We start from the raw sequence: 26,693 nt of genomic DNA on the forward strand, positions 1-26,693 counted from the left end.
CGGCAACAAAGTTGCCGTTTTGCTTTTATTTCGCCATTGCCTTTTCATTTTTCGCCCGTAACTTTTTCGCCCGGCTCTCCAGCACCAGATAACAGACCGTTGCCAGCGCCAGCGGCAGGAAGTAATAGAGCATGCGGTAGGCGAGCAGGGCGGCAATAATCGTCCCCTGTGAAACATGTTCTCCGGCCAGCAGCGCGATAAACACCGCCTCCAGTACACCAATTCCCGCCGGAATATGCACGATAACCCCGGCGATACTGCTCACCAGCAGCACGCCCAGCACGAAGAAGTAGTTCACGTCCTCGCCAATCAACAGCCAGATGATCGCCCCCATCGCCATCCAGTTGGCGCTGGATACCGCCATCTGCAGCACCGCGAACTTCCACGACGGCAGTACCAGTTTCTGCCCTTTAATGGTCATATGGCGGCGTTTGGCAAAGGCGCAGGCCCACAGATACACGGCGATGATCAGCAGCAGCACGATGCCGAGAATGCGCAGCGTGGCCTCGTCGATATACCAGTGCGCGGGCAGCTGCACCACGCCGATGGTGAAAATCACCCCGCCCAGCAGAATGTACCCCAGCCAGTTGGTGGTGATACTCAGTGAGAAAATGCGGGTGATGGTGCCACCCGGTAATCCGAGACGCGAGTACAGGCGATAGCGCATGCCGATGCCGCCCACCCAGGTGCTCAGCGTCAGGTTGAAGGCGTAGCAGATAAACGACACCAGCATCACCTGACGTTTAGCCAGCTTGTGGCCGCAGTAGGCGCGACCGAGCAGATCATAGCAGCCGTACATCAGGTAGCTGACGATAACCAGCCCTACGGCGCCCAGCAGCACCAGCAGGTTATAGTTGCGGATGACCTTCCACACCTCTTCCCAGTCCACTTTCTGCGCGTAGACCACCAGCAGTACCGCGACCGCAATAAAGAATACCCAGGTGAGGATTTTTTTCGCCAGCCGCCAGCGAGGATGAGATTTTGACATCAGGGTTTGCCTCCATCTTCCGCTTCAACGCGGTCCTGGGTTTCCATTTCGGGTTGTACCGGCGGATCAACCTGCGCCAGCTTCGGCGTATGCGCCGGCAGCCAGCCGACCATCGCCGGGAAGTGGCGCAGGAAGTGGAACACCACCACGCCGATGCCAACGTTCCACCAGCTCCGTTTCGGCACCATGGACTCATCCACCCGTACGCAGTCCTTATGGATAAGTCCCTGAAGGTTATCCCGCAGGGTCTGGTTAAACTGACGGTCGTGGATGATCAGGTTCGCTTCCAGGTTCAGCGACAGGCTCAGCGGATCGAGGTTACTGGATCCGACGGTTGCCCAGTGGTCATCCATGACGGCCACTTTGCCGTGCAGCGGGCGGCGGCGGTATTCATATATCTGCACGCCGCTTTTCACCAGGTAGCGGTAGAGCAGGCGCGCGCCCACCTTCACAATCGGCATATCCGGCTCGCCCTGCACAATCAGTTTAACGCTCACGCCGCGTCGGGCCGCGTTGCGCATGGCGTGCAGAATACGGTAGCCGGGGAAGAAATAGGCGTTGGCGATAATCACTTCGCGCTTCGCATTGGCCAGCATCTTCAGGTAATGACGTTCAATATCGTCCCGATGCTCCTCGTTGTCCCGCCAGACAAACAGCGCCTGCGCTTCGCCGGGCTTGCGGTTCTCTTCCGGGCGATGACGGCGTCGCCACCAGCGGCGAGCGGCCTCTTTACCGGGCAAGTTTTCCAGCACGAACAGCTGGATGTCCTGAACCACCGGTCCCTCAATGCGGATCGCGTAGTCCTGCTTGGCCTCCGGGCCGTAATCCGACATATGTTCGGCGGAGTAGTTAATGCCGCCCACGAACGCCACCGTTTCGTCCACTACGACGATTTTGCGGTGCATGCGGCGGAACAGGTTGGTGCGCATGCCGAACAGACGCGGACCGGGATCGTAATAGCGGAACACCACGCCGGCGGCGGTGAGCTCGTTAACAAATTCATCGCTAAGATCCGGCGAGCCATATCCATCGAGCAGGGCCTCGATTTTTATCCCGCGCCGGGCGGCATGCAGCAGTACGCTGTGCAGCTGCCTGCCAACGTCGTCTTCAAACCAGATAAACGTTTCAAGGTAGACTTTCTGCTGTGCGTGGCTAATCGCCTCAAAGACCGCCGGATAAAAGTTATCGCCGTTTTCCAGCAGCGTAATACGGTTACCTTCCTGCCAGGTGCATTTCATAAGTGGATCTCCGCGCTCAGCGGGGCATGGTCGGAAAGATGTCGCCAGTTCAGTAACGCCAGCGCCGTCGGGCTGCTGGCATGCGCATTTTTCACGTAGATGCGGTCCAGGCGCAGCAGGGGGAAGCGCACCGGAAATGTCCGTGCGGGACGACCATGGGCCCGGGTGAAAATTTCCTCCAGTCCCGCTTTGACCTTCAGCGGATGGTTGGCGCGCTGCCGCCAGTCGTTAAAATCCCCGGCGACCACCACGGGTTCGCCTTCCGGCAGCGCATTGGTCCAGTCCGCCAGCATCTGCAGCTGCGCCTGGCGGTGGGCTTCACGCAGTCCGAGGTGAACGCAGCCCACGTGAACCGGAACGTCAAGTTCCGGCGGCGTGATGCGGCAGTAAAGCAGCCCGCGCTTTTCGCTCTCCCCGACGGAAACGTCCCGGTTCTCATAATGTTCTATAGGAAAACGCGACAGCACCGCATTACCGTGATGGCCTTCCGGATAGACCGCGTTGCGGCCGTAAGCGTAATCGCTCCACATGGTGTCGGCCAGGAATTCATAGTGCGGCGTATCGGGCCAGTTTTCGAAATGCATGGGGTGTACCTCGTGCGCGCCCATCACCTCCTGCAGGCAGACAATGTCCGCGCTGACGGTGCGTACCGCGTCGCGCAGCTCCGGTAAAATGAAGCGGCGGTTAAATGCTGTGAAGCCCTTATGAATGTTTATCGTCAGCACCTTAAGCGAGAAATGCTGCGTTTTTTTGCTCATAAACACCTTCCTGGGTGACTATCCCGATGAAAATAAAGTGTAGTCGGCGTCACAAAAAGATGCGGCGTTACGGAATTTTCCGTAAAGTGCGGTAGTCTGATTAAGCAGAGAAAAATCCTTCAGGAGAGAAGCCATGAAGTGGCAACAACGTGTTCGTGTCGCAACGGGTTTGAGTTGCTGGCAGATAATGTTGCATTTACTGGTCGTGGCCGTACTGGTGATGGGCTTGATGAGCGGCACGCTGGTGCGTGTTGGCTTAGGGCTATGCGTCCTCTATGGCGTCACCGTGCTGTCGATGCTGTTCTTACAGCGCCACCATGACGCGCGCTGGCGCGAGGTGGGTGATGTGCTCGAAGAGCTCACCACCACCTGGTACTTTGGTGCCGCGATGATCGTGCTGTGGCTGCTGTCACGCGTGCTGCAAAACAACCTGCTGCTGGCCCTGGCGGGTCTGGCAATCCTTGCAGGGCCAGCGGTAGTGTCGCTGCTCACTAAAGAGAAAAAGCTACGCAATGTTGCGTCTAAACATCGCATAGGCCACTGACCCCGTCGTGGCCGCTATGACCAGTAGCGGCCACAAACTTCCCCAGACAATGTCCAGACTCGCATCCTTCAGATAGATCTGCTTGGTGATATCCGTAAAGTGTCGAATCGGGTTTATCCACGTTAAATCCTGCAGCCACACCGGCATGTTCTCGACGGGCGACACGTACCCGGAGAGCAGAATCGCCGGCATCATAAAGACGAATACCCCGATAAATGCCTGCTGCTGCGTGGAGCAGAGCGCTGAAATCAGCAGCCCAAACCCCACCAGCGACAGCCCGTAAATCACCATCGTGAAGTAAAACAGCGCCAGCGATCCGGCGAACGGGATCTCGTAGGCCCAAATTCCCACTCCCAGCACGATGGTGGCCTGGAAGGTGGCGACGATCAGCGCCGGTACCGCTTTGCCGACGAAAATCTGCCAGGTGGCGAGCGGGGAAACCAGCAGCTGATCCAGCGTGCCCTGTTCGCGCTCGCGGGCCACGGACAGGGAGGTCACGATCATCACCCCGATGGTGGTGATCATGGCGATCAGCGACGGCACCACAAACCACTTGTAGTCCAGATTCGGGTTGTACCAGTTGCGCACCACCAGCTCGCTGTTATTGGGCTTCGGTTTGCCCTCCATCAGCTCCTGCTGATACTCCTTCACTATCTGCTGCAGGTAGTTGGCCGCTATCTGGGCGCTGTTGGAGTTGCGCCCGTCGAGGATCAGCTGCATTGGCGCGGTCTGGAAGGTATCCAGATTGCGGGAGAAATCCGCCGGAAAACGCACCAGCAGCAGCGCTTTTTGCGTGTCGATAGTGGGCTGGATCTCCTGCGGGCTTTTCAGCAACAGGATGTGGGTAAAGGCCTTCGCCCGGGCAAAACGCTGCGTCAGCTCGACGGCGTGTTTGCCGTTGTCTTCATTATAAATGGCAATGGTGGCGTTAGTTACCTCAAGGGTGGCGGCAAACGGGAACAATAAAACCTGAAGCAGCACCGGCAGCACCAGAATGGCGCGGGTTTGCGGCTCGCGCAGCAGGGACTGCAGCTCTTTGCGGATCAATGTCCATAAGCGGTGAAACATGTGCGCTCCTTAATCCAGTCGCCGTTTGGTTTTCAGCCACGTCAACCCGATAAACATCACCGCCGACGCCAGCAAAAACAGGGTATTGATAATCAGCACCACCGGAATATTCCCCGCCAGGAACAGGCTTTGCAGCGTGCTCACGAAGTAGCGCGCCGGAATGATGTAGGTCACAGCGCGGATCACCGCAGGCATGCTGTCTATCTGGAAGATAAACCCGGAGAGCATAATCGATGGCAGGAAAGCGGCGTTGAGCGCCACCTGCGCGGCGTTAAACTGGTTGCGGGTGATGGTGGAAATTAACAGCCCCATCCCCAGCGTGCTGAGTAAAAACAGGCTGGTGATAAAGAACAGTACCACCAGCGAGCCGCGATACGGCACGCCAAGAATAAAGACCGCGACCAGCATGCAGAGCAGCATCGCCAGCATGCCGAGGAAGTAGTAGGGGATGAGCTTGCACAGCAGCAGCTCAACCCGCGTCACCTCGGTGGAGAGCAGCGCCTCCATAGTGCCGCGTTCCCACTCGCGGGCGATGACCAGCGAGGTGAGGATCGCGCCAATCACCGTCATAATGATGGTCACCGCCCCCGGAATAATAAAGTGCTGGCTGATGGCGGCGGGGTTAAACCAGTAGCGCGTCTGCACATCGATGAGCGGTTCAAACGTCTCGCCCCGGTCTTCGGCGCGCTGCATCTGCCAGAGCTGCCAGATCCCCTCCGCATAGCCCTGCACGAAGTTGGCGGTGTTCGGCTCGCTGCCGTCGGTAATCACCTGAATCGGCGCATCGGCGCCCGGGCGCGCCATGTTGGCGGCGAAATTCACCGGGATGACGATCAGGCCGCGAATTTTCCCGGCCTGCATTTTCTGGAGCAGTTCCTGCCGGTTGTCGCTGACGGTGGCGTCAATGTAGGGTGAGCCGGTCATGGCATGGGTGAAGTCCAGCGCCTCTTCGCTCTGCTGCTCCAGCAAAATCCCGACCCGCAGCTTGCTGGAGTCGAGGTTAATGCCGTAGCCAAAGATAAACAGCAGCAGCAGGGGAATCACCACCGCAATCAGCCAGCTGCTGGGATCGCGCACGATCTGCCGCGTCTCTTTGATGCACAGGGCACGCACCCGGCGCCAGGAAAGGGCGTTACTGCGCATGAGCATTCTCCTTATCCCAGTCGTGGATGAGGGTGATAAACGCCTGCTCCATGGTCGGGTCTGGCTGTGCGTCGTCGGCGGCCTGCGCTTTCAGGTCGTCCGGCGTGCCGTGGGCAATCAGCTTGCCGCGATAGACCAGCCCGATGCGGTCGCAGTATTCCGCCTCATCCATAAAGTGGGTGGTGACCATCACGGTCACGCCTTTTTCCACCATGCTGTTGATATGCAGCCAGAACTCGCGGCGGGTGAGGGGATCGACGCCTGACGTAGGTTCATCAAGAAACAGGATATCCGGCTCGTGCATCAGCGAGCAGGCCAGCGCCAGCCGCTGCTTAAAGCCGAGCGGCAGCTCGTCGGTGGCGTGGGACGCAATATTCGTTAACCCGAAGGCGTCGCTCATGCGGCGGATTTTTTCATTCTGCGCCCGCCCGCGCAGGCCGTACACCCCAGAGAAAAAGCGCAGATTCTGCTCGACCGTCAGGTTGCCGTACAGCGAGAACTTCTGCGCCATATAGCCGAGATGCTGGCGTGCTTTGCCGGAACTGACCTTGAGATCCATGTCCAGCACCAGCGCCTTGCCGGACGTCGGCACCAGCAGGCCGCACATCATTTTAAAGGTGGTGGATTTTCCCGCCCCGTTCGGCCCGAGCAGGCCAAATATCTCGCCGCGCTTCACCGCAAAGTTGACGTTGTCGGTGGCGGCGAAGTCCCCGAATTTTTTGGTCAGCGATTTCGCTTCAATAACCGTTTCGCCCGGCGTGCCTTCCACCGTGTGCAGGATTGCGCCAAGGGGCGATTCCGATGTGCCTGCACCGCCCAGAAGATCGATAAACGCATCTTCAAAGCGCGGGGCGGTCTCGTCCATTTCAATCTCAGGCATGCCCGGCGCACGGCGAATATCGTCGACGGTGGCCTCTTTTTTGAGGATCACGCGCACCGAGCGGCCCTGAATCATCCCGTCGCTCACCTGCGGCAGCTTCAGCACCCGCTGCAGCAGCCTGCGGTTGGACTCCTGCGGGCTGTGCAGCAGAAAACTGCGCCCGGCCATGGTGTGCGTAAGCTCGGTCGGTTCGCCCTGATAGAGCAGTTCGCCCTCGTTCATCAGCAGCACGTCCCGGCACTGCTCCGCTTCGTCGAGGTAGGAGGTGCTCCAGAGGATCAGCATCCCGTCGCCCGCCAGCTCGTGCACCATCTGCCACAGCTCGCGGCGGGAGATCGGGTCCACGCCGACGCCGGGCTCATCGAGCAACAGCACCTTCGGCTCGCCCACCAGCGTACAGGCCAGCCCCAGCTTCTGCTTCATCCCGCCGGAAAGCTTGCCCGCCAGCCGGTCGGTGAACGGGCCGAGGGAGGTAAATTCGAGCAGTCGGGCAAAGGTTTTCTGCCGGGTTTCACCGGTGACGCTGCGCAGGTCGGCGTACAGATTGAGGTTCTCCATCACCGTTAAATCTTCGTACAGGCCAAACTTCTGCGGCATATAGCCGAGCATGGCGTGGAGCGCGCCGTCGTCTTTTATCGGGTCAAGGCCAAGCACGCTGGCCGAGCCTTCATCCGGCTTCAGCAGCCCCGCCAGCATCCGCATCAGCGTGGTTTTGCCCGCGCCGTCCGGGCCCACCAGTCCGGTCACGTAGCCTTTCTGAATGGTGCAGTTCAGCGGCGCGACCGCCGGTTTATCCATTCCGGGGAAGCGTTTGACCAGATTGTTGAGCTGGATAACCGCATCATTCATGTCGTTCCCCGTCGTTTAAGGTCACGGTAACAGGCATGCCCTGACGCAGCGCGTCGTCCGCGTCGGTGACGATGATGCGCAGACGGTACACGAGGTCGGTACGCAGATCCGGCGTTTCAACGGTTTTCGGCGTGAATTCGGCGGTAGGGGAGACAAAGCCCACTTTGCCGTGATACGGCTTGTCCGGGCGACCGTCGGTATAGAGCAGCAGCTCGCGGCCCGGCTGCATCTGGCCGAGATTCGGCTCATCAATGTAGGCCCGCACCCATACCGGACGGGTTAAGGACAGCGTCAAGACGGTGCTGCCCGCGCTGAGCATGCTGCCCGGCTCTACCGCGCGGGTCATCAGCGTGCCGTCAGACGGGGCGGTTAAGATAGTGTCGCGCAGATCCAGCTCCGCCTGGGCAAGCTGCGCCTGCGCCTGCTCGAGGCTGGCCTTCGCCTGGGCGATGTCCTGCTCGCGGTTACCGGAGCGGTACTGGCTTAATTTATCCTGCGCGGATTTCAGCGTCGCCTGCGCCTGGTCGCGGGATGACCGCGCGTTTTCCAGATCGTTGGCGGAAATGGTGCGGCTTTTCCACAGCCCTTGCTGGCGGTTATAGAAGTTCTGCGCGTAGTCGTAGGCGGCTTTGGCCTGCTTAACGGCGGCAGCGGCCTGGGCAATCTCCTCATCGCGATAGCCTGCCAGCATCAGGTCATACTGCGCCTGGGCGACGGAGACGCCGGCTTTTGCCTGCATCAGCGCGTTCTCAAAGGGGGCTTTATCCAGCACGCCCAGCGTCTGCCCGGCTTTGATGGCATCGCCTTCGTCAACGCTCAGCGAGGCGAGACGTCCGCCGACGCGGAAGCTCATATTCACCGTGCGAATATCCACGTTACCGTACAGCGTCAGGCCCCGATCCTGCTGGCTCTGATACCACAGCCAGCCACCGATTCCCGCGGCAAGCAAAACAACAACCACCAGAACGATGGCGACAGGTTTTTTCATCACTTCAGACTCCTTTGCGTTAAGCCTTGCAGGATCAGATCGAGATGACAGGTGATGACCTGGCTAATCTGCGCGGCTTTATCCTCATCGAATTGTGCCCAGCCCGTGCGTAACAGGATGGTTTCACGCCCCAGACGGAAGGCGAGAATTTCGCCCAGCAGGGCGTGGGTATGCAAAATGGTGTCGGTATCGCTGGCGTCCCGCCCGGTGAAGGCGGCAATCAGCCGGGTCAGATGGGTGTGCATCGGGGCAATCACCTGATCGTGTACCAGCTGATAAGCGGCAGTGGGGGAGAGCTGCTCGCGGGAGATAAATTTGCTCAGGTTGAGCGTATCGTCGTGCGTCAGCAGGCGGATCATATTGTGGCAGGCATTGAGAATAAGTTGCCTGATAGCGGTACGATCCGGCGTCGGCTGGCTCAGCAGCGCGGTGGCCTCCTCAACGTGCGGGCGAAAATTGTTGCCAATAAAATCGGCAATCCACTGGGCGCAGGCGAGGTATAAATCCTCTTTTGAGCCAAAATAGTAGGTAATGGCCGCAATGTTTTGCCCGGCCTGGGCGGCGATATCCCGCGTGGTGGCATGCAGGCCATACTCGCCAAACTGCGCCAGCGCGGCGGCGATAAGCTGGCTTTTGGCCTGTTCACCTTTGGTTGTCGTCGGTGTCGTATTCATGTCGGCATTAAAAATTAATCAATCGATTGATTAAAATTATACCTGAATCGCTAAATCGTCGAGGGATACGACAGGGATATTTTATGCGCCACGTCACAAAAGCTGCTACACTCCGCACCTTCGCGACATTGTGGTTTTTGTCCTTCTATTCGTGATATCTCCCTGAAAACTACACCTGTGATGGTCGGGGCGGTTCGGAGTTTTTATGTCTTTTGATTCCCTTGGCCTGAACCCGGAAATTCTGCGCGCGATCGCAGAGCAGGGCTACGTTGAGCCAACCCCTATCCAGCAGCAGGCTATTCCGGCCGTGCTTCAGGGCCGTGACCTGATGGCCAGCGCCCAGACCGGCACCGGTAAAACCGCGGGCTTTACCCTGCCGCTGTTAGAGCTGCTGGTAAAAAACCAGCCGCACGCCAAAGGCCGTCGTCCGGTGCGCGCGCTGATCCTCACCCCAACCCGCGAGCTGGCAGCCCAGATTGGCGAGAACGTGCGTGAGTACAGCCGCTATCTCAACATTCGCTCGCTGGTGGTTTTCGGTGGCGTGAGCATTAACCCGCAGATGATGAAGCTGCGCGGCGGCGTGGACGTGCTGGTGGCAACGCCGGGCCGTCTGCTGGATCTGGAACACCAGAACGCGGTTAAGCTCGACAGCATTGAAATTCTGGTGCTGGACGAAGCCGACCGCATGCTCGATATGGGCTTCATTCATGATATTCGTCGCGTGCTGGCGAAGCTGCCGCCGCGTCGCCAGAACCTGCTCTTCTCCGCGACCTTCTCCGATGAGATCAAGGCGCTGGCGGAAAAGCTGCTGCATAACCCGCTGGAAGTGGAAGTGGCGCGCCGCAACACCGCTTCCGAGCAGGTGACGCAGCACGTTCACTTTGTGGATAAAAAGCGCAAGCGGGAGCTGCTCTCCCAGATGATCGGTCAGGGCAACTGGCAGCAGGTGCTGGTCTTTACCCGCACCAAGCACGGCGCGAACCACCTGGCGGAACAGCTGAATAAAGACGGCATCCGCAGCGCGGCGATCCACGGTAACAAGAGCCAGGGGGCGCGTACCCGTGCGCTGGCGGACTTCAAATCCGGCGACATCCGCGTGCTGGTGGCGACCGACATCGCTGCCCGTGGCCTCGATATTGAAGAGCTGCCGCACGTGGTGAATTACGAGCTGCCAAACGTCCCGGAAGACTACGTTCACCGTATCGGCCGTACCGGTCGTGCGGCGGCAACAGGTGAGGCGCTCTCTCTGGTCTGCGTGGACGAGCACAAGCTGCTGCGCGACATCGAACGCCTGCTGAAGAAAGAGATCCCGCGCATCGAAACCCCGGGCTATGAAGTGGACCCGTCCATCAAAGCGGAGCCGATTCAGAACGGTCGTCAGGGTGGTGGTCGCGGTCAGGGCGGCGGTGGTCGCGGCCAGCAGCCGCGTCGTGCTGAAGGTGGCGCGCCGAAGTCATCCGGCAAACCGCCGCGTCGTAATAACGACGGCAAGCCGGCGGGTGAAAGCCCGTGGCGCAGCGGCGAAGGGAAACCGGCAGGCGAGGGGCAGCGCCGACGCCGCCCGCGCAAGCCTGCTAACCCGCAGTAATCTGGAAGCCCGGTCGTAAAGCCGGGCTTTTCTTTTTGCGACGGCGAAGAGAAAGTGCCACAATAGTGGCTGTTTATACAGTATTTCAGGTTTTCCAATGGCTTTAACCGCGGCGCTGAAAGCGCAAATAGGCGCCTGGTATAAGGCGCTTCAGCAGCAGATCCCCGATTTTATCCCCCGAGCGCCGCAGCGGCAGATGATTGCCGACGTGGCAAAAACGCTCGCCGGGGACGACGGGCGACATCTGGCGATTGAAGCCCCGACCGGCGTCGGGAAAACCCTGTCGTATCTCATTCCCGGCATCGCCATCGCGCGGGAAGAGGACAAAACGCTGGTGGTCAGCACTGCGAACGTGGCCTTGCAGGATCAGATCTTCAGCAAAGATTTGCCGCTGCTGCGCAAAATCATCCCCGATCTCCGCTTCACCGCCGCCTTTGGGCGCGGGCGCTACGTCTGTCCGCGTAACCTGGCGGCGCTGGCCAGCAGCGAGCCCTCGCAGCAGGATCTGCTCGCCTTTCTGGATGACGAGCTGACGCCAAACAACAAAGCCGAGCAGGAGCAGTGCGCAAAGCTGAAAGCCGAGCTCGACGGCTATAAGTGGGACGGCCTGCGGGATCACACCAGCCTGGCGATTAGCGACGACCTGTGGCGCAGGCTCAGTACCGATAAAGCAAGCTGCCTGAACCGCAACTGTCACTACTACCGGGAATGCCCGTTCTTCGTCGCCCGGCGCGAGATCCAGGAGGCGGAGGTGGTTGTCGCCAACCACGCGCTGGTGATGGCGGCGCTTGAGAGTGAAGCGGTGCTGCCGGAGCCTAAAAACCTGCTGCTGGTGCTCGACGAAGGCCACCACTTGCCTGACGTGGCGCGCGACGCGCTGGAGATGAGTGCGGAAATCACCGCGCCCTGGTTCCGACTTCAGCTGGATCTGTTCTGCAAACTGGTGGCGACCTGCATGGAGCAGTTTCGCCCGAAAACCACGCCGCCGCTGGCGGTACCCGAGCGTCTGAGCGTCCACTGCGAAGAGGTTTACAGCCTTATCTCGTCTCTGAACAACATCCTCAATCTTTATCTTCCGGCAGCCCAGGAGGCAGAACACCGCTTCGCGATGGGCGAGTTGCCGGAAGAGGTGATGGAGATCTGCCAGCAGCTGGCGAAGCATCTCGAAAAGCTGCGCGGGCTGGCGGAGATGTTCCTGAACGACCTCAGCGAGAAAACTGGCTCGCACGACGTGGTGCGGCTGCACCGCATCCTGCTGCAAATGAACCGCGCGCTGGGGATGTTTGAGGCGCAGAGCAAGCTCTGGCGGCTGGCCTCGATGGCGCAGGCGTCGGGCGCGCCGGTCACCAAATGGGCCACCCGCGAGGTGCGCGACGGGCAGGTTCACCTCTTTTTCCACTGCGTGGGCATCCGCGTGGCCGATCAGCTGGAAAAGCTGATCTGGCGCAGCGTGCCGCACGTGGTCGTTACCTCTGCGACGCTGCGCTCTCTGAACAGCTTTTCACGGTTGCAGGAGATGAGCGGCCTGAAGGAGAAAGCGGGCGATCGTTTTGTGGCGCTGGACTCGCCGTTCAACCACTGCGAGCAGGGCAAGCTGGTCATTCCACGCATGAAATACGAGCCGCTTATCGACAACGAAGAGCAGCACATTGCGGAGATGGCGGCCTACTTCCGCGAGCAGGTCGAAAGTAAAAAATATCCCGGCATGCTGGTGCTGTTTGCCAGCGGGCGGGCGATGCAGCGCTTCCTGGAGCACGTCACCGACCTGCGTTTACTCCTGCTGGTGCAGGGCGACCAGCCCCGTTACCGGTTGGTGGAAACGCACCGCAAACGTATTGATAACGGCGAGCGCAGCGTGCTGGTGGGGCTACAGTCCTTTGCCGAAGGGCTGGATTTGAAGGGGGATTACCTGACGCAGGTGCATATCCATAAGATCGCCTTTCCGCCTATCGACAGCCCGGTGGTGATCACCGAGGGCGAGTGGCTGAAAAGCCTCAACCGCTATCCGTTTGAGGTGCAGAGCCTGCCTGCGGCGTCGTTTAACCTGATTCAGCAGGTGGGGCGCTTGATCCGTAGCCACGGCTGCTGGGGTGAGGTAGTGATTTACGACAAGCGTTTGCTCACCAAAAACTACGGTCAGCGGCTGCTGAACGCGCTGCCGATCTTTCCGATTGAGCAGCCGGAGGTGCCTGAAGTAAAAAAACGCCCGGCAAAACTGGCCGCCGGGCGCAGGAAAAGCATCCGTGCTAAGGGGCGCGGTCCTACTGGTAAGTAAAGGTCACCTGAATCACGCTGCTGAACGTGCCTGCGGAGACGGGCATAGACGTGGCGTAATAGCGGGCGGAGAGCGGAAACGTGGCCGTGTGGTCAGCCGGGTTAATCGGCACGTTAAACGCCGCCTGCGGGGCGATCAGGATCTTGTCCTGTCGGTCGGCCAGCTCCAGCGCCAGCCCCTTCGCGCTGCCGGTGTTGGCGAATTTGGTCGGGTGCACGCTGTCTGCCTGGCCGTAGAAATAGGCCGTGGCAAGCGCCAGCGTGGCGGGACAGTGCGATACCGAGAGCGAAAAATCTTTCCATTCGCCGGTATCCCCTACATCTTTAAAATTACCTGATACTGCCTGGCCTAAATCTACAGTCAGGTTGCGGCTGGCGCTGTCAATGACGCAGGTGTTGGCGTAAATATTCCCCGTCATCTGGATCTGGATATCATCCGCGTTAGCGTACGATGTCAGACCCAACAGCAGAATTATCAGTATTTTTTTCATGGCAGTTATTTATAGGCGAGAGTGAGGGTGGCGACCGTGTTCGCCGGGCCAGGGAGAACCTCCGGTTGCGTTTGCATGTAACGAACCTGGAACGGGATCTCCAGCGTTTCATTGGCTTCTGCCGGGCGCTGGGTGCTGACGTAGTTGTCGAAGGTGGCGATGTTGCCGTCAAACAGCATCCTGACGCCCACCCCTTTTGCCGCTCCGCTCTCGGGGGTCAGTTTTATCACCCCTTCAAATCCCTCTTCGTACCCGTTCGCACTGGTGATCTTCACTTCCGGCTGTACGGTAGTATTACAGTTCACGCTAACGTTGAATTCCTGAGCAGGTTGTGAGAGCGTGCCCACGCCAATAAAGTCGCTCACCGGGAAATCGCCCAGGTCGATGGTGAGGTTTTTTGGCAGCACAGTACATGTGACGGTTTGCAGGTTGATGTTTCCGGCGTAAGCGATATGGTTTGGCGAGCCGATCCCTTCATGACCGAAGACGCCGATGCCAAATTCAGTTTGTGATTGCACCAGCGTACCGGACGTCACTTCGCTACTGGTTTTAACCAGTTCCAGCGTCACATCAAAATTGAAGGACAGTTGCCCGTCATCTGAGACATAACCAATGGGCATGGCGCGCGAGTCGCACTGAATGCCACCTGCACCGCTGATTCGCTGCCCTTTGTCATTCATCAGCGCGATACCGATGCCTGGTACGCCGGAATCATAGACACCCTTCATGCCGGGGATTTCAGCGCCGGTACCGTAATAGCAGGCGACGATTTCCAGCCCGCTGTCGATGGATTGATCGCAGTGCCCCGCAACATGCGCCGTCTGTTCAGTTCCGGGAATGGTTTCGCCCACCGCAAGCGTGGTCGGAACTGAAATCGAGGCGACGTTAATCATCTTCGGCATATCCGGCGTGGAACAGGTGGCCTTTGCGTGCGGCATAAATAACGCGGCGGTGCCGAGAATCAGTAAGAAAAAGCACTGTTTAATCATTTGCATAATCGTTAGCCTGAACGGTGGATCAGTGACACTGCGCGGCAGCGTTAATGATGCTGGTTTTCTCTTTCTCATCCGTTAGCGCATAGTCAGCGATGCAGTGCTCGCTCGCGTCCTGTCCCCAGGAAACGGCGAGATGCCCCTGCTGCGGCAGACCCGAGAGATAGGTCTGGCCGTCATTACCGACAATAAATTCGCTGTCCTTATCCTCTGTGGTGACCGTCGCGCCGAACGGCAGCGGTTTGCCGTTGTGCGTCAGCGTCATCAGCACGCGGTTGCCCACGCGGGTGTTAAAGCTGGCGCGCACCACGGCCCCGCGAGTTGGGGTGACGACTTGCGCGGCGTGGGTGACGTCGGCATTGTCCGGCAGCGTTTCGGTATCCAGCGCAATGGTGTTGTGGCGATACGCGGTCACAAACGGGACAACGGTGTAGCCGCGGAAGTCGGTTTCAACGCCGGTCTGATTAGTGATATGCGTCCCGTGCGTGCCCGGCGCTTTCACCAGCGCGATGGTCTCACCGAGCGGCTGGCTCAGGGTGATGCCGTTCGCATGGGCAACCACGCCGCCCTGCAGGCCGACGTTCACGGTCTGCTGATATTTGTCCTGGCTGACGCCGCCGCTCAGTTCGCCGTACGTTGCTTTGTAATCGGCATTGAGGCTGGTGGAGTTGCCGCTGCCGGTACTGCTCACCCCCTCCTGAATATTCCAGTTGAGGTTATCTTCTTTCAGCGCCGTACCGTTCAGACCGATATTCTGCGTGGTGCCATCTTTGGTGTTGTTCAGGTTGTAGGTGGCCCAGGTGTTATGCATCCAGTGGTCCAGCGGCACCGAGACGCTCAGCGCGAACTGGTTGTCGTTCGTCACCTCATTGCCGTCTTCATCGCTGTCCTGGGTGTTTTTGTTCATGCTGTAGCTGAGGCTGTAGCTCACGCCGTGCCAGCTGTTGTTGTAGCTGACGCTCACCGAGGTCATGTCCTGGCTCTGGGTCCAGTAGGTCTCTTTCACCAGGCTCAGGGTTACGGAACCCCAGCCTTCCGGCAGCGTCTGGTCGACGGTGGCTTCGGTTCGGGCGCGGCGCTGCTGCGGTTCAGACCAGTCGTCAGAGCGGGTATACGACTCCATGGTGTCTTCCAGGGTGTAAAACCCTTTGCTGTTATAGCGGTAGCCGGCCAGCGAGAAGTTAGTGCCTGACCGGGCGATGTCTTTGCTATAGCGCACGCGCCACGACTGACCTTTGCTGGCCTGCTGTTTTTTCAACAGGGCCTTCGCGCGGGTCACGTCAATGGAGAAGGCGCCTAAATCGCCCATGTTTTTCCCGACGCCCACCGCCTGAGACTGATAATGGCTGCTCTGCTGGATGCCACCGTAGGCGGTGAAACCGTAGGGTAAACCGTAGATGGCGCTGCCCTGGGCAAACGGGGTCTTCTCGACGTCGTTGTCATAAGAACGGTAGCGTCCGGCAGTCACGCTGTAGCGCAGATTTTTTTCACGCTGCAATACCGGCACGGAGGCAAACGGCACGACGAAATGGCTTTCGCTGCCGTCGGTTTCTTTCACGGTGACCTGGAGATCGCCGCTGCTGCCGGTGGGGTAGAGATCGTTAATTTCGAACGCGCCGGGGGCGACCGTGTTCTGATAAATGATGTAACCGTTCTGGCGTACCACCACCTGCGCGTTACTGTGGGCGGTGCCGCGAATAATGGGGGCGTAGCCTTTTTCACTGTCCGGCAGCATGTCGTTATCGGATTTCAGCTCCACGCCGGTGTAGGGTACGCTGTCAAAAACGTCGGAAGGCGAGGAACTCTGGCCGACGGTGAGGTCGCTTTTCATCGCCACAATATCGCGTTGCGCGTAGGTATATACGGAGGTGAATTTTTGGTCCTCCTCGTTACCCGTGGTGCTGCGATTCCAGGTGGAATAGTTGCGAATGCGCCATGCGCCAACGTTCAGGCCTGGGCGCAGGTTTACGTACTGGCTGCTGTTATCCTGCTCACCGTGCTGTCGCGCGCGGCTGTGGCTGGCATTGGCGCTGTAATTAAGCAGGCCCGCAGTGATCCCTTCGTCAAACTCTTTCGGGTCAATGTAACCGCGAGGCACCTGGCCCAGCGCCGTTTGAGGGATGCTCATCAGCAGCTGCTGGTTGCGAACGCGAAAGGTGGCGGATGCCGCAGGAATGACATGTAAATCAGCACACTGGCCTTTGGCCATTAGCTGCGGAAATCTTTTGGTTTTGATGCCGAGGCTTTTTAATTCCTCAAGGCTAAAGCAAGGCTGCAGCGTGCTGTTGCCCTGCGAATCTTTCTGAAGCGTAAAGGTCACGTTGCGGGTATCAATTTTATTATTATTGATAAATACCGCGACCTCATATTTCCCCGGCGCCTGACCTGGCCCTTTTTCATAGATGGACAGATCGGTTTTACCCTGCCGGGGATTATCAATATCCAGCAGGGCAGGGTTAAAATAATCATCAGCCATAACCTGCTGCGCAAAGATCGCCATTGCCAGGCCACAGAGAATGACCAGCAATGAAGAAAATCGGCAGGTGAACGGCTTTTTATGGCTGTACATAATTATTTTATTAACGGGAAAAAATTAATGAACGGATTTCGACCAGGTATGGCTGATGCTGCCGTAGTCGGTAATAATGGAATACGTCACGTCCGCGCCCCCGACATTACCCGGTAAGATAAAATGTGTTTCCGTTTTCGGAACAGCCCAGGTTGCTTTCGCGATTTTATGACCGTTCAGCGTGACGGTCTGGAAATTCATATAAAACGGCGTGGGGTTATTCACCACGAGGTCGTTCCCTTCGCGACGCCATTCAAGTTTATCCGCCACATCTTCTGGTCTGCCTTTTACCGCAGACGGGCGATAGAGTAATTTGATTCGAGTATTAATGGCGATTTGCAGCGTATTTACCCCCTCAACGTGTTTTGAGGAAGGGATTGCTTTAATGTTCAACCAGTACAGGGATTCCCTGTCTTCCGGTAAATTTCCGCCCGTACGCACCACGCGCAGAACGTTATCTTCGTGCGCATCCAGACGGAAAAGCGGCGGGGTGATCAGGAACGGGGCTTTGGCCAGGTTTTTACCGCCGGAATCAACCCAGGACTGCACCAGATAATCCGTCGCATCTGGATTTGAAAGACCAAGAGAAGATTCCTTTTTATCTCCCTGATAGACCAGTCGGGTGCCGTTAATAATGACCCCAGCATGTGAAGCAGTTGCTACCAGTAAAAGCGTGCTCAGTAAATAACCGTGGCGCATAAAGATTTCTCAATGAATAGAGAAGATATTAATGCTCGCGAAAGCATTAATATCCCCGGATTGATAAGATCAGTTATAAATAACGGTGAAGGTTGAAACGGAGTTAGCGGGGCCTGCGGTAATTGCCGGGCCGGTTTGGATATAGCGTGCGCCGAACTCCAGATCGTTAACCGCCGTGCCGGAGGTTAACTGATACTGCTGAGACGGCGTATACAGGCTGACAGGCTGCTGCGAGGCATCCACCAGCTGAATCGCCACCCCTGTCGCCGCATCGGTATCTGGCGTTAAGGCAAGCGTCGAATTGTTATTCGCATCCGGTGTTCCGCCAAAGTTAATGGCGGCGGAGGTGACCGTGTCAGGACAATTCGTTAACTGAATATCAAACTTCGTTAAGGTGCTGGTAGAGCCTGCACCGGTAAATACCGTTTTAGACACTTTCCCCAGCTGTACATTTAATGGATTACTTAATCCATTTACGACCTGACAAGCAGAATCGATAATTTCGCCGGTGAAGTTTATTTGCCCTTCACCGTTCGTTGCCGCAAACGTGGATGCAGAACATCCCACCGCTGCGGCGATGATTAAACCTAAAGCAACCTTGTTCATAGCAAATCCTGATATGTTTCGGGTGAGAGCGTTGCCTGGACGTTTTCACCGTTGACCCTTAATGACTTTCCGCTGGTTATTTAATCAAAAAATGTATGAATACGAATCTGCTATAGAAATCACAAATAATTGAAAAAAAGCTTGTGTTTATTTTTTGCTATTAAAACAGAAGGTTGTCTTAAGGGATAAAAAACTAACGGATAGCCATTCATCAGGGCTATAGTGTTAACAAGATAGGCTGTCAGGAGGAATGTCGTGGATTATCGCAAAATTATCAAAGAGGTAGGACGTGGGAAAAACCACGCCCGCGACCTGGACCATGAAACCGCTCGCGCGCTTTACACCCGTATGCTCAACGGCGAGGTACCGGACCTGGAAATGGGCGGCATCCTGATTGCGCTGCGTATCAAAGGCGAAGGCGAAGCGGAGATGCGTGGTTTCTACGAGGCGATGCAGGCGCAAACGCTGCGCTTAACACCGCCAGTGGCAAAACCGATGCCGATTGTGATCCCGAGCTATAACGGGGCGCGCAAGCAGGCAAACCTGACGCCGCTGCTGGCGATATTGTTACATAAGCTGGGGTTCCCTGTGGTGGTACATGGGGTCAGCGAAGATCCCACGCGCGTACTGACAGAAACCATCTTTGAACTGCTGGGCATTGAACCGACCCTCCATGCCGGCCAGGCGCAGGCAAAGCTGGAGGGGAACCAGCCGGTCTATATTCCCGTTCGTGCGCTCTGCCCGCCTTTGGAAAAGCAGCTGGACATGCGCTGGCGCATGGGCGTGCGTAACAGTGCGCACACCCTGGCGAAGCTGGCAACGCCGTTTGCTGAGGATGCCGCACTGCGCCTTTCCAGTGTTTCTCATCCGGAGTACGTGACGCGCGTCGGTCAGTTCTTTGCCGAAATCGGTGGACGCGCACTGCTGATGCACGGAACAGAAGGGGAGGTGTACGCCAACCCGCAGCGTTGCCCACAGCTGATGCTGATCGATTCTGTCGGTACGCGCGTTGTGCTTGAGCGCGGGGAAGAAAACAGCGATGTGATTCTGCCGGAGTCAAAAGATCCGCAGGTTACCGCGCACTGGATTACGCAGTGCCTGGCCGGAAATGTGCCGGTCCCACAGTCGATCAAACTGCAAATGGCCTGCTGCTTGCTGGCGACAGGGGAGGTAGAGACGGTGGAAGCGGGGTTACAGCGGGTGGCACAGTCGTTTTAAGCAAAAAAAAGCCCGTCCAGTGGCGGACGGGCAAGCAAGGGTAACAAACAACAGGGTCAATGAGGGTTGGAGCAGCTCACCAGAGGGTTTGGCGAGGGTACAGCATTCATTTCAGGCGATTATTTGTAGATAACCGCAGTACCGCTCAGCTTGTTATTGGTGTTAGCGGAGGTGATGGTGTATCCGCTTGCACCGGCAGCAGCGGCTTTCTCAGCCAGCTTGGCTTCCAGGCCGTCCAGCGTGGTCGCGCCTTCTGCACTTACCACACCGATTTTATTCATGCTCTGGGCCTGAGTGGATGAAACAGGCTCTACGGCGAATGCGCCGAAAGACAGAGCGGACAGGGCAACAGCAGCTACAGCATATTTGATGGTTTTCATAATTAATCTCTCGCAGGTGTTTTCTGTTAAGGGGACGATGTTCCGTCGATGTGATAAGTATCACGTTTTTTCCTGAGGGATAAAATCGAAGAGAATTGACGTGGTCAGTCAAAAAAATTGAATGACAAATAACTTATTGAATATTAATAAATTCAAACCAGCGCTTTACACTTCTTGTGGATGCGCTTTACAGAAGAAAGATGAAGGGCACATTTTGCTACGCGGTTCGCTAAAAACCGTGAGCGTAAAGGTAAGTGCAGGCAGGGTTAACTTAGGTAAAGGAGAGTCAGCGTAACTGGCTATCTTTCGATCCTCTGCGATTATAACCTGAATGTGACGCATTTTTTGAATCTTTATCCTGCTGGCAGGTAATACATAACCTTACGCCCGGAATGGCTTTACGCCGCGCCTCCGGGATCGGCTCTCCGCATTCTTCGCACTCCTTCAAACTTTCGCCGCGCGGAATCTCACCGCGAGCGCGCGCAACCGCATCTTCAATGGTACTGTTGATCTGTTCGTTAACGGCGTCGTCATTCGCCCAACCGGAAGCCATGGCATCCTCCTGAAATCGGTTTATACCCTGCTTTAAATATGGGGTTAAAAAATGAACAATCAAGATAAAGCGGAAATGAACTGCATCCGGCGGGCAGATGCAGTCTTGTTGTGGAGGAAAAAAATTATTTATAGATGGTTGCTGTGCCGTACATATGGTTATCTCCGCCAGCGGAATTCACCACGAAGCCTTTCGCACCTTCCTGGCGGGCTTTTTCGGCCAGTTTATTCTGCAGATCGTCCAGGTTACTTGCGCGACTTACCGAGACGGTGCCCGCCGGACGCAGCTGGCTAGTATCGGTACTTTCATTCAGTGACTGAACGGCCATCGCAGAAAATGAAGCCGTTGCCAGGGCGCCGGCGATAACAGCAAGGGTCAGGTACTTTTTCATAATCACATCCTCATGAGGAAACAACAGGTGATTCCCTTTAAGTTTAGAAGCCTGACGAGTGTGACTTAGCGCAAATATTTGATGATGATCTGCTTATTTTTTGAACGATAAAAACTGACAATTCGCTGACAGATCATAGACGTAGAGGTGTTTGATTTACGGTGTTTTTTTAAGCGCCGCAGAGAAAGATTTACCGCTGGGCCAGCACAGGGTATCTTACGCCGCTGTTTAAAGGAGAACGCCATGACTTCCCAAAAGCCGGGATTGCACCCACGAAATCGCCACCGCAGCCGCTACGACATGAACGCCCTGTGCCAGAGCTGCCCTGCGCTGCAGGACTATATTGTCCAGACCCCAGCGGGTGAGCCGACCGTCAATTTTGCCGATCCGCAGGCGGTGAAAACGCTGAACAAAGCCCTGCTGGCGCATTTTTACGGTGTGGCTCACTGGGATATTCCGGAAGGCTTTCTCTGCCCCCCTGTGCCGGGCCGCGCTGATTACGTTCATCACCTTGCCGATCTGCTTGCCGAAGATCGTGACGGCGCTGTACCGCAGCAGGCTTCCATCCTGGATATAGGCACCGGGGCAAACCTGATTTACCCGCTGATTGGCGTACATGAATATCACTGGCGCTTTACCGGGAGCGAAATCGGCGCCGAGGCCTTTGCCAGCGCGCAGGCGATTATCAGCGCGAACCCTGGCCTGAGCCGTTCCATTCGTCTGCGTCGTCAGAAAGAGGCGGCTTCCATCTTCAACGGCATAATTCATAAAAACGAAAGCTATGACGCTACGATGTGCAACCCGCCGTTTCATGATTCGGCGGCAGCGGCTCGCGCGGGCAGCGAACGTAAACGCCGCAACCTCGGTCAGGCGGAAGACGCCGCGCTGAACTTCGGCGGGCAGCAGCAGGAGCTGTGGTGCGAGGGCGGTGAAGTTGCCTTCATCCTGCGCATGATTGCGGAAAGCCAACAGTTTGGCCGTCAGGTGAAGTGGTTTACGACGCTGGTTTCCCGCGGGGATAACCTGCCGCCGCTCTACCGCGCGCTGAGCGAAGCGGGTGCCGTAAAAGTGGTGAAAAAAGAGATGGCGCAGGGCCAGAAGCAGAGCCGCTTTATCGCCTGGTCGTTTATGGACGATAACAAACGTCGCAAATAGTATCCCGCCGTAGGCCGGTTAGGGCAAAGCCGCCACCCGGCTCGGTTACAGCGTCGGCTCCTGCGGAGGGAGCGGCGAGGCGGGCGGCGACAATACCTGATACGTCTGCACCGGCGTTCGCACGTTCGCCAGATCGAAGTGCTTTTTCACCATGCTGTCGAGGGCAAAGCGCACCGTCCATTGCTTCAGCGGCTGGGTGGTGAACGACACACGCAGGGTGAACGCCGTGTTGGTCAGCCCAACGATGCCGGCAAACGACGGCTCGCCAATCACCAGCCCGCGAATATCCTCCATTTCCATCAGTTCACTGACCGCATCCCGCAGCGCCTGCTTCGCTTTGTCGTCATCTTCATGACGATCCACATCGTAGTTGGCCACAACGGAGCCAATGCCGCGCACAAAGTTGGCGAAGGTAGTGATCGATGACCAGGGAATGATGTGATATGCCCCGGTATCCTGACGCACGCCTACCGAGCGAATCGACATCCTCTCCACGGTACCGGTCAGCGGCCCGATGGTCACCAGATCCCCTGTGTTCATCCCGTTCTCAAACTGGATAAAGATGCCGGTAATAATATCCTTCACCAGCGTTTGCGAGCCGAAAGAGATCGCCAGCCCCAGCGCGCCTGCACCTGCCAGCAGCGGGGCGATATTCACGCCGATTTCCGATAGCACAATCATGATGGTGATGGTGCTGATGATCACCGCCAGCGCGTTGCGGAACAGCGTCAGCAATGTGCGGGCCCGTGCGCTGGGGAGCGGTCTACCGTGAATATCCGATACCAGACGGTTCTCGATAAGGCTCGCCAGCAGCGTCCAGCCGACGGCGGAGAAGAACAGAATCAGCGCGATACGAATTAAAATATCGACGGTCTTCTCGCCTGCGCCGTTATGCAGCCAGTTCCAGAAATCAAACAGGCTCCACGCATTCAGCAGCAGCATGATCGCCACGCAGACGGTCAGAATGCGCGCCACCTTAAGCGATACCGACATCCAGCCGTTCACCCGTTTTTGCAGTTCCGGGTAATTACGCTGCACCTGCGGCGACAGGGTGATGGTTTTCGAGATCCAGCGGGACAACAGCCCGGACACAAACGCCGCGATGCCGATAATCGCCAGGCTTTTAAACGTCGCCCCCATCATAAATTTCAGGCTGTTTCCCGGGTCGAACAGCGAGAAGAAGCACAGCACAATAAAATACGCGCTTGCCAGCCAGTGCCACACCAGCGCGAAGGCGCGGATAAACAGACTGAAGAAAGAGAGGGAACGGTCGGCCAGATGCAGCAGACTCTCGGTGATCGTCCTTTTATTGTGAAAGATAAGGTACAGAGACCAGACGGTAATACAGAGCATAATCAGCACGTTCGCCAGCGCGCCAAACTGCACGTTGACCTGGTTGGAGATAATCGGCACGGCAACCAGCAGGCCGTATCCTATCAGCCCGCTGAGCACGCTTAGCCGCACGGCCCAGTATTTCGCGCTGTCGTCGTTGATGTTGAAAGGGCGAAGTTCAGGCACGCGCGGGCAAAAGATGACGCGCAGCACCGCTTTAAAAAATTCGATGAGCGCAAACGCATTCAGGAAGAGCGCCTGCTGGAAGGCAATGGTTTTGTTGCCCGTATTGAGGCGGTCCGCCAGCACCTGACCGACAAACAGCGTCAGGGCCAGCAGCAGTAAATCGATGATAAACGCTCCGGTAATCATGGCCGGGAGGTGCAGCCAGCTGCTTTTATGCTGATTTTTTTTCCGTCCCCAGTGGCCCATCTTCCGGTAGAGCGGCCAGGCGCACAGGCGCAGCAGCCAGTAAAAAATGAACACGGCACCCGCCAGAATCGCAAACTGCGTGGCGGCTGCGGTGAAGGTGTGGGGATTAAAAGGTTTATGCGAGGTGCCAACAAGATTTCGATAGAGCTGGGCAAAACGTGACGACAGGGCTTCCCCGTAGCGACGGCTGATGTCGGTGACGTTTTCCAGTACCGTCTTTTCCTCTTCGATCTGCGGTGGCGTAATGGTCGGAACCGGATCCTGAGGCGGCGTGGCGGCCACCTTCCTCAACTGATCGATCAGCTCCTGCCGGGAGGTGTCATTCTCAAGGACGTCGGCAAGTGCGCTATAGGCCGCTTTTTTTTGTTCTGCATCCGGCTCCGGAGGCGGCGTATTTTGCTGAGTAGCAGTTGCTCCGGTGGTGACGCCGGGGATTGCCACGGCGAGCGATGGCGTACTAAACAGGCTTATCAACAGCAGCAGGATCCACGGCACGGCGTCCTCCGACAAAAATATCGTGCAAAATGATAAGTATAGAGGGCGAGAGGCGGAGGGGAGTTTTTGGGAACAATCTGGCGTAAAAAAGCCGGGCAAGCCCGGCTCGGTATGTAGCGAGGGATCAGGAGACGTGCTGCAGGAACTCCTGCAGACGCTGGCTAGGCGGATTCGCGATCAATTCCTGCGGGTTACCGTCTTCGGCGATGCGGCCTTTATCAATAAAGATCAGGCGGGAAGCCACTTTCTCAGCAAAGCCGATTTCGTGGGTCACGATCACCATCGTCATCCCTTCTTCCGCCAGATCCTGCATGACTTTCAGCACCTCGTGGCGCAGCTCCGGGTCGAGTGCGGACGTCGGCTCATCAAACAGCATCATCTTCGGTTTCACCGCCAGCGCGCGGGCAATCGCCACGCGCTGCTGCTGGCCACCGGAGAGCTCGGAAGGGTAGTGGTGCGCACGCTCCGCCAGGCCAACCTTCGCCAGCAGATCTTTTGCCAGCGCTTCCGCCGCCGCTTTGTTGGCACCGCGCACGCGCAGTGGGCCAAACATCACGTTTTCCAGCGCCGTCAGGTGAGGGAACAGGTAGAACTGCTGGAACACCATGCCCGCTTCCTGACGAATCAGACGCTCGTCCACTTTCGGGTCGTTTACCTTCAGACCGTCAACGATCAGATCGCCGCTGGTGATCTCTTCCAGCTTGTTGATGCAGCGCAGCAGGGTCGATTTACCGGAACCGGAAGGCCCGATAATCACCACCACTTCACCCTGCTTGATATTCAGATCGATATTGTGCAGCACCTGGGTTGGGCCAAAGTGCTTGGAGACGTTTTTAAATTCAATCACAGGATTTTCATCCTTCTTTCAAGACGGCGCAGAACGAAGCTCAGTACCAGCGTAATGATCAGATAAACGACGGCGACCGCACTCCAGATTTCCAGCGCGCGGAAGTTGCCTGCAATAATTTCCTGGCCCTGACGGGTCAGTTCGGCCACGCCGATAACGATGAACAGCGATGTATCTTTAATGCTGATGATCCACTGGTTACCCAGCGGCGGCAGCATGCGGCGCAGCGCCAGCGGGAGAATAACGTGACGGATCGTTTCGCGACGAGAAAGACCTAATGCCAGACCGGCTTCGCTGAAACCTTTATGAATCGACAGCACCGCCCCGCGGGTGATTTCCGCGATGTAGGCGCCCGAGTTGATCATAATGGTCACGACGGCCGCGCTGAACGGATCGATGCGCAGGTCGGTAAAGGCCATTGGCAGGGCGAAGTAGATAAACATGACCTGCACGACAATCGGGGTGCCGCGGATCACTTCGATGAAAACCAGTGCGATGTGGTTTGCAATCCAGCCACCGTAGGTGCGGGCGAAACCGGCGACAAGACCGATAATCAACCCACCTACCAGACCCAGGACCGAAATCCACAGGGTCATTTTAGCGCCTTCAAGCAAGAGTGGAATGGCAGGCCAGATGGCGCTCCAGTCAAACTGCATGATGTATTCCTGTATACCGTGGTGAAAAACGAAAAATGTAGGCCCAGCCAGCGTGAGCGCCGCCGGGCGCTATAAACCTGAATTCAGGTAAAATTATTTAGGCTCAGTACCGAACCATTTTTTATAGATTTCGTTGTAAGTGCCGTTCTCTTTCAGCGTTTTCAGTGCGCCGTTAACTTTCGTGCGCAGATCGTCGCTGCCTTTCGGGAACGCGATACCGTACTGCTGAGCTTCCAGAGAGTCGCCCACGGCTTTGAACTTGCCGTTACCAGCCGTTTTAATGAAGTACAGGATGTTCGGCGTGTCGTGCAGAACAGCGTCAGCACGGTTGGTGCCGAGTTCCATATACGCGTTGTCAATGTTCGGGAACTGGCGCAGGTCTTTGGTTTTGATGTTCGCTTTCGCGTAATCCACGGAACCGGTGCCGCTTTTCACTGCCACCACTTTACCGTCGAGGTCTTTCACGCTTTTTACGTCGTTATTATCCGCTTTGACCATCACCAGCAGGCCGCTTTTGTAGTAGCCGTCAGAGAAGTCGATCGCTTTTTTACGTTCTTCGGTAATGGTGATGCCCGCCAGCGCCAGATCGACGTTTTTGGTTTGCAGCGCCGGGATGATGCCGCTGAAGTCCATCGGCTTCAGGGTGTAGTCCAGTTTGAGTTCTTTGGCGATAGCGGCCCACAGATCAACATCAAAACCAACGTATTTGTCACCCTGTTTGAATTCAAACGGAACGAACGCCGTGTCGGTCGCCACAACCAGTTTGTCGGCAGCCTGAGAGGACACCGCAAAAGCCAGGGTAAGTGCAGCCAGTGAAACTTTTAATACAGACTTCATAGCATTTCCTTTTATATCCACGGGGCGATCCCCTGCGAGAACGACTGG

Annotated in this window: 25 protein-coding genes; 5 read left to right on the forward strand and 20 right to left on the reverse strand. The window is 57.1% G+C overall.

Annotated features, from left to right (window positions below; translation table 11 throughout):
- Positions 1-25 precede the first annotated feature (25 nt).
- The 3 genes from IB212_RS06945 to IB212_RS06955 are packed head-to-tail and all read right to left on the reverse strand — an operon-like array spanning position 26 to position 2,984.
- Complete coding sequence (locus IB212_RS06945; protein WP_188245769.1) at positions 26-988, reverse strand: YbhN family protein; 963 nt, start codon at positions 986-988, stop codon at positions 26-28.
- Entirely contained in the window at positions 988-2,226 is a 1,239-nt protein-coding gene (gene clsB / locus IB212_RS06950) for a cardiolipin synthase ClsB (protein WP_045259955.1), read from the reverse strand. Before clsB ends, IB212_RS06945 begins: the two co-directional genes overlap by 1 nt.
- Positions 2,223-2,984, reverse strand: a complete 762-nt coding sequence (locus tag IB212_RS06955; protein WP_041910727.1) for an endonuclease/exonuclease/phosphatase family protein — start codon at positions 2,982-2,984, stop codon at positions 2,223-2,225. Before IB212_RS06955 ends, clsB begins: the two co-directional genes overlap by 4 nt.
- Before the next feature lie 133 nt (positions 2,985-3,117).
- On the opposite strand from IB212_RS06955, the gene IB212_RS06960 reads away from it, so the two are divergent.
- On the forward strand, positions 3,118-3,528 hold the full coding sequence (locus IB212_RS06960) for a YbhQ family protein (RefSeq protein ID WP_028012428.1): 411 nt from the start codon (positions 3,118-3,120) through the stop codon (positions 3,526-3,528).
- Here the strand turns inward: IB212_RS06960 and IB212_RS06965 are convergent.
- Genes IB212_RS06965 through cecR form a run of 5 tightly spaced genes read right to left on the reverse strand, consistent with a single transcriptional unit; the run spans position 3,490 to position 9,130 of the window.
- Positions 3,490-4,596, reverse strand: a complete 1,107-nt coding sequence (locus tag IB212_RS06965) for an ABC transporter permease (protein WP_041910726.1) — start codon at positions 4,594-4,596, stop codon at positions 3,490-3,492. The two genes, IB212_RS06960 and IB212_RS06965, sit on opposite strands and share 39 nt — an antisense overlap.
- A 9-nt stretch (positions 4,597-4,605) precedes the next feature.
- Positions 4,606-5,739 carry an ABC transporter permease gene (locus IB212_RS06970; protein ID WP_188245768.1) on the reverse strand — a complete coding sequence of 378 codons (1,134 nt, stop codon included), beginning with the start codon at positions 5,737-5,739 and terminating at the stop codon, positions 4,606-4,608.
- On the reverse strand, positions 5,729-7,468 hold the full coding sequence (locus tag IB212_RS06975; RefSeq protein ID WP_041910725.1) for an ATP-binding cassette domain-containing protein: 1,740 nt from the start codon (positions 7,466-7,468) through the stop codon (positions 5,729-5,731). Before IB212_RS06975 ends, IB212_RS06970 begins: the two co-directional genes overlap by 11 nt.
- Positions 7,461-8,456, reverse strand: a complete 996-nt coding sequence (gene hlyD / locus IB212_RS06980) for a secretion protein HlyD (RefSeq protein ID WP_188245782.1) — start codon at positions 8,454-8,456, stop codon at positions 7,461-7,463. Before hlyD ends, IB212_RS06975 begins: the two co-directional genes overlap by 8 nt.
- Positions 8,456-9,130, reverse strand: a complete 675-nt coding sequence (cecR, locus tag IB212_RS06985; protein WP_060572562.1) for a transcriptional regulator CecR — start codon at positions 9,128-9,130, stop codon at positions 8,456-8,458. The genes hlyD and cecR overlap by 1 nt, the downstream gene beginning before the upstream one ends.
- 205 nt (positions 9,131-9,335) lie before the next feature.
- On the opposite strand from cecR, the gene rhlE reads away from it, so the two are divergent.
- Together rhlE and dinG are read left to right on the forward strand one after the other, a co-directional pair.
- The gene (gene rhlE, locus IB212_RS06990; RefSeq protein WP_028012434.1) at positions 9,336-10,718 is read left to right on the forward strand and encodes an ATP-dependent RNA helicase RhlE; all 1,383 of its coding nucleotides are present in this window, start codon (positions 9,336-9,338) and stop codon (positions 10,716-10,718) included.
- Positions 10,719-10,815: 97 nt separating this feature from the next.
- Complete coding sequence (dinG, locus tag IB212_RS06995) at positions 10,816-12,993, forward strand: ATP-dependent DNA helicase DinG (protein WP_188245767.1); 2,178 nt, start codon at positions 10,816-10,818, stop codon at positions 12,991-12,993.
- Here the strand turns inward: dinG and IB212_RS07000 are convergent.
- From IB212_RS07000 to IB212_RS07020, 5 genes are all read right to left on the reverse strand, one after another.
- On the reverse strand, positions 12,980-13,483 hold the full coding sequence (locus tag IB212_RS07000) for a fimbrial protein (RefSeq protein WP_188245766.1): 504 nt from the start codon (positions 13,481-13,483) through the stop codon (positions 12,980-12,982). The two genes, dinG and IB212_RS07000, sit on opposite strands and share 14 nt — an antisense overlap.
- Positions 13,484-13,488: 5 nt before the next feature.
- On the reverse strand, positions 13,489-14,478 hold the full coding sequence (locus tag IB212_RS07005) for a fimbrial protein (RefSeq protein WP_188245765.1): 990 nt from the start codon (positions 14,476-14,478) through the stop codon (positions 13,489-13,491).
- A 22-nt stretch (positions 14,479-14,500) separates the two neighbouring features.
- Entirely contained in the window at positions 14,501-17,044 is a 2,544-nt protein-coding gene (locus IB212_RS07010) for a fimbria/pilus outer membrane usher protein (RefSeq protein WP_188245764.1), read from the reverse strand.
- Positions 17,045-17,068: 24 nt separating this feature from the next.
- On the reverse strand, positions 17,069-17,743 hold the full coding sequence (locus tag IB212_RS07015) for a molecular chaperone (RefSeq protein WP_041910720.1): 675 nt from the start codon (positions 17,741-17,743) through the stop codon (positions 17,069-17,071).
- A gap of 69 nt (positions 17,744-17,812) precedes the next feature.
- Positions 17,813-18,349 (reverse strand): fimbrial protein, encoded by a 537-nt coding sequence (locus IB212_RS07020; RefSeq protein ID WP_028012440.1) that lies wholly within the window; start codon positions 18,347-18,349, stop codon positions 17,813-17,815.
- A 255-nt stretch (positions 18,350-18,604) separates the two neighbouring features.
- Here IB212_RS07020 and ybiB point away from each other — a divergent pair, with 255 nt between their 5' ends.
- Complete coding sequence (gene ybiB / locus IB212_RS07025) at positions 18,605-19,567, forward strand: DNA-binding protein YbiB (protein WP_047368145.1); 963 nt, start codon at positions 18,605-18,607, stop codon at positions 19,565-19,567.
- 119 nt (positions 19,568-19,686) lie between these two features.
- Here ybiB and ybiJ read toward each other — a convergent pair whose 3' ends face one another.
- From ybiJ to mcbA, 3 genes are all read right to left on the reverse strand, one after another.
- The gene (gene ybiJ, locus IB212_RS07030) at positions 19,687-19,947 is read right to left on the reverse strand and encodes a DUF1471 family protein YbiJ (RefSeq protein WP_014883102.1); all 261 of its coding nucleotides are present in this window, start codon (positions 19,945-19,947) and stop codon (positions 19,687-19,689) included.
- 286 nt (positions 19,948-20,233) lie between these two features.
- Complete coding sequence (locus tag IB212_RS07035; RefSeq protein ID WP_028012442.1) at positions 20,234-20,500, reverse strand: DksA/TraR family C4-type zinc finger protein; 267 nt, start codon at positions 20,498-20,500, stop codon at positions 20,234-20,236.
- A gap of 124 nt (positions 20,501-20,624) precedes the next feature.
- Positions 20,625-20,891: a DUF1471 family periplasmic protein McbA gene (gene mcbA / locus IB212_RS07040; RefSeq protein ID WP_028012443.1), complete on the reverse strand. Its 267-nt coding sequence runs from the start codon at positions 20,889-20,891 to the stop codon at positions 20,625-20,627.
- A 243-nt stretch (positions 20,892-21,134) separates the two neighbouring features.
- Between mcbA and rlmF the strand changes: the two genes are divergently transcribed.
- Complete coding sequence (gene rlmF / locus IB212_RS07045; protein ID WP_041910718.1) at positions 21,135-22,046, forward strand: 23S rRNA (adenine(1618)-N(6))-methyltransferase RlmF; 912 nt, start codon at positions 21,135-21,137, stop codon at positions 22,044-22,046.
- A gap of 45 nt (positions 22,047-22,091) precedes the next feature.
- Here the strand turns inward: rlmF and ybiO are convergent, their stop codons facing one another.
- The 4 genes from ybiO to glnH all read right to left on the reverse strand — a co-directional run bounded on the left by ybiO (position 22,092) and on the right by glnH (position 26,645).
- Positions 22,092-24,305 (reverse strand): mechanosensitive channel protein, encoded by a 2,214-nt coding sequence (gene ybiO, locus IB212_RS07050; RefSeq protein WP_188245781.1) that lies wholly within the window; start codon positions 24,303-24,305, stop codon positions 22,092-22,094.
- Between the two features lie 124 nt (positions 24,306-24,429).
- On the reverse strand, positions 24,430-25,152 hold the full coding sequence (glnQ, locus tag IB212_RS07055) for a glutamine ABC transporter ATP-binding protein GlnQ (RefSeq protein WP_028012446.1): 723 nt from the start codon (positions 25,150-25,152) through the stop codon (positions 24,430-24,432).
- On the reverse strand, positions 25,149-25,808 hold the full coding sequence (glnP, locus tag IB212_RS07060) for a glutamine ABC transporter permease GlnP (RefSeq protein ID WP_003858462.1): 660 nt from the start codon (positions 25,806-25,808) through the stop codon (positions 25,149-25,151). The genes glnQ and glnP overlap by 4 nt, the downstream gene beginning before the upstream one ends.
- Before the next feature lie 93 nt (positions 25,809-25,901).
- Positions 25,902-26,645, reverse strand: a complete 744-nt coding sequence (gene glnH / locus IB212_RS07065; protein WP_014831177.1) for a glutamine ABC transporter substrate-binding protein GlnH — start codon at positions 26,643-26,645, stop codon at positions 25,902-25,904.
- Positions 26,646-26,693 lie beyond the last annotated feature (48 nt).

The organism is Enterobacter sp. E12, from assembly GCF_014596715.2.
Classification (GTDB): domain Bacteria; phylum Pseudomonadota; class Gammaproteobacteria; order Enterobacterales; family Enterobacteriaceae; genus Enterobacter; species Enterobacter bugandensis.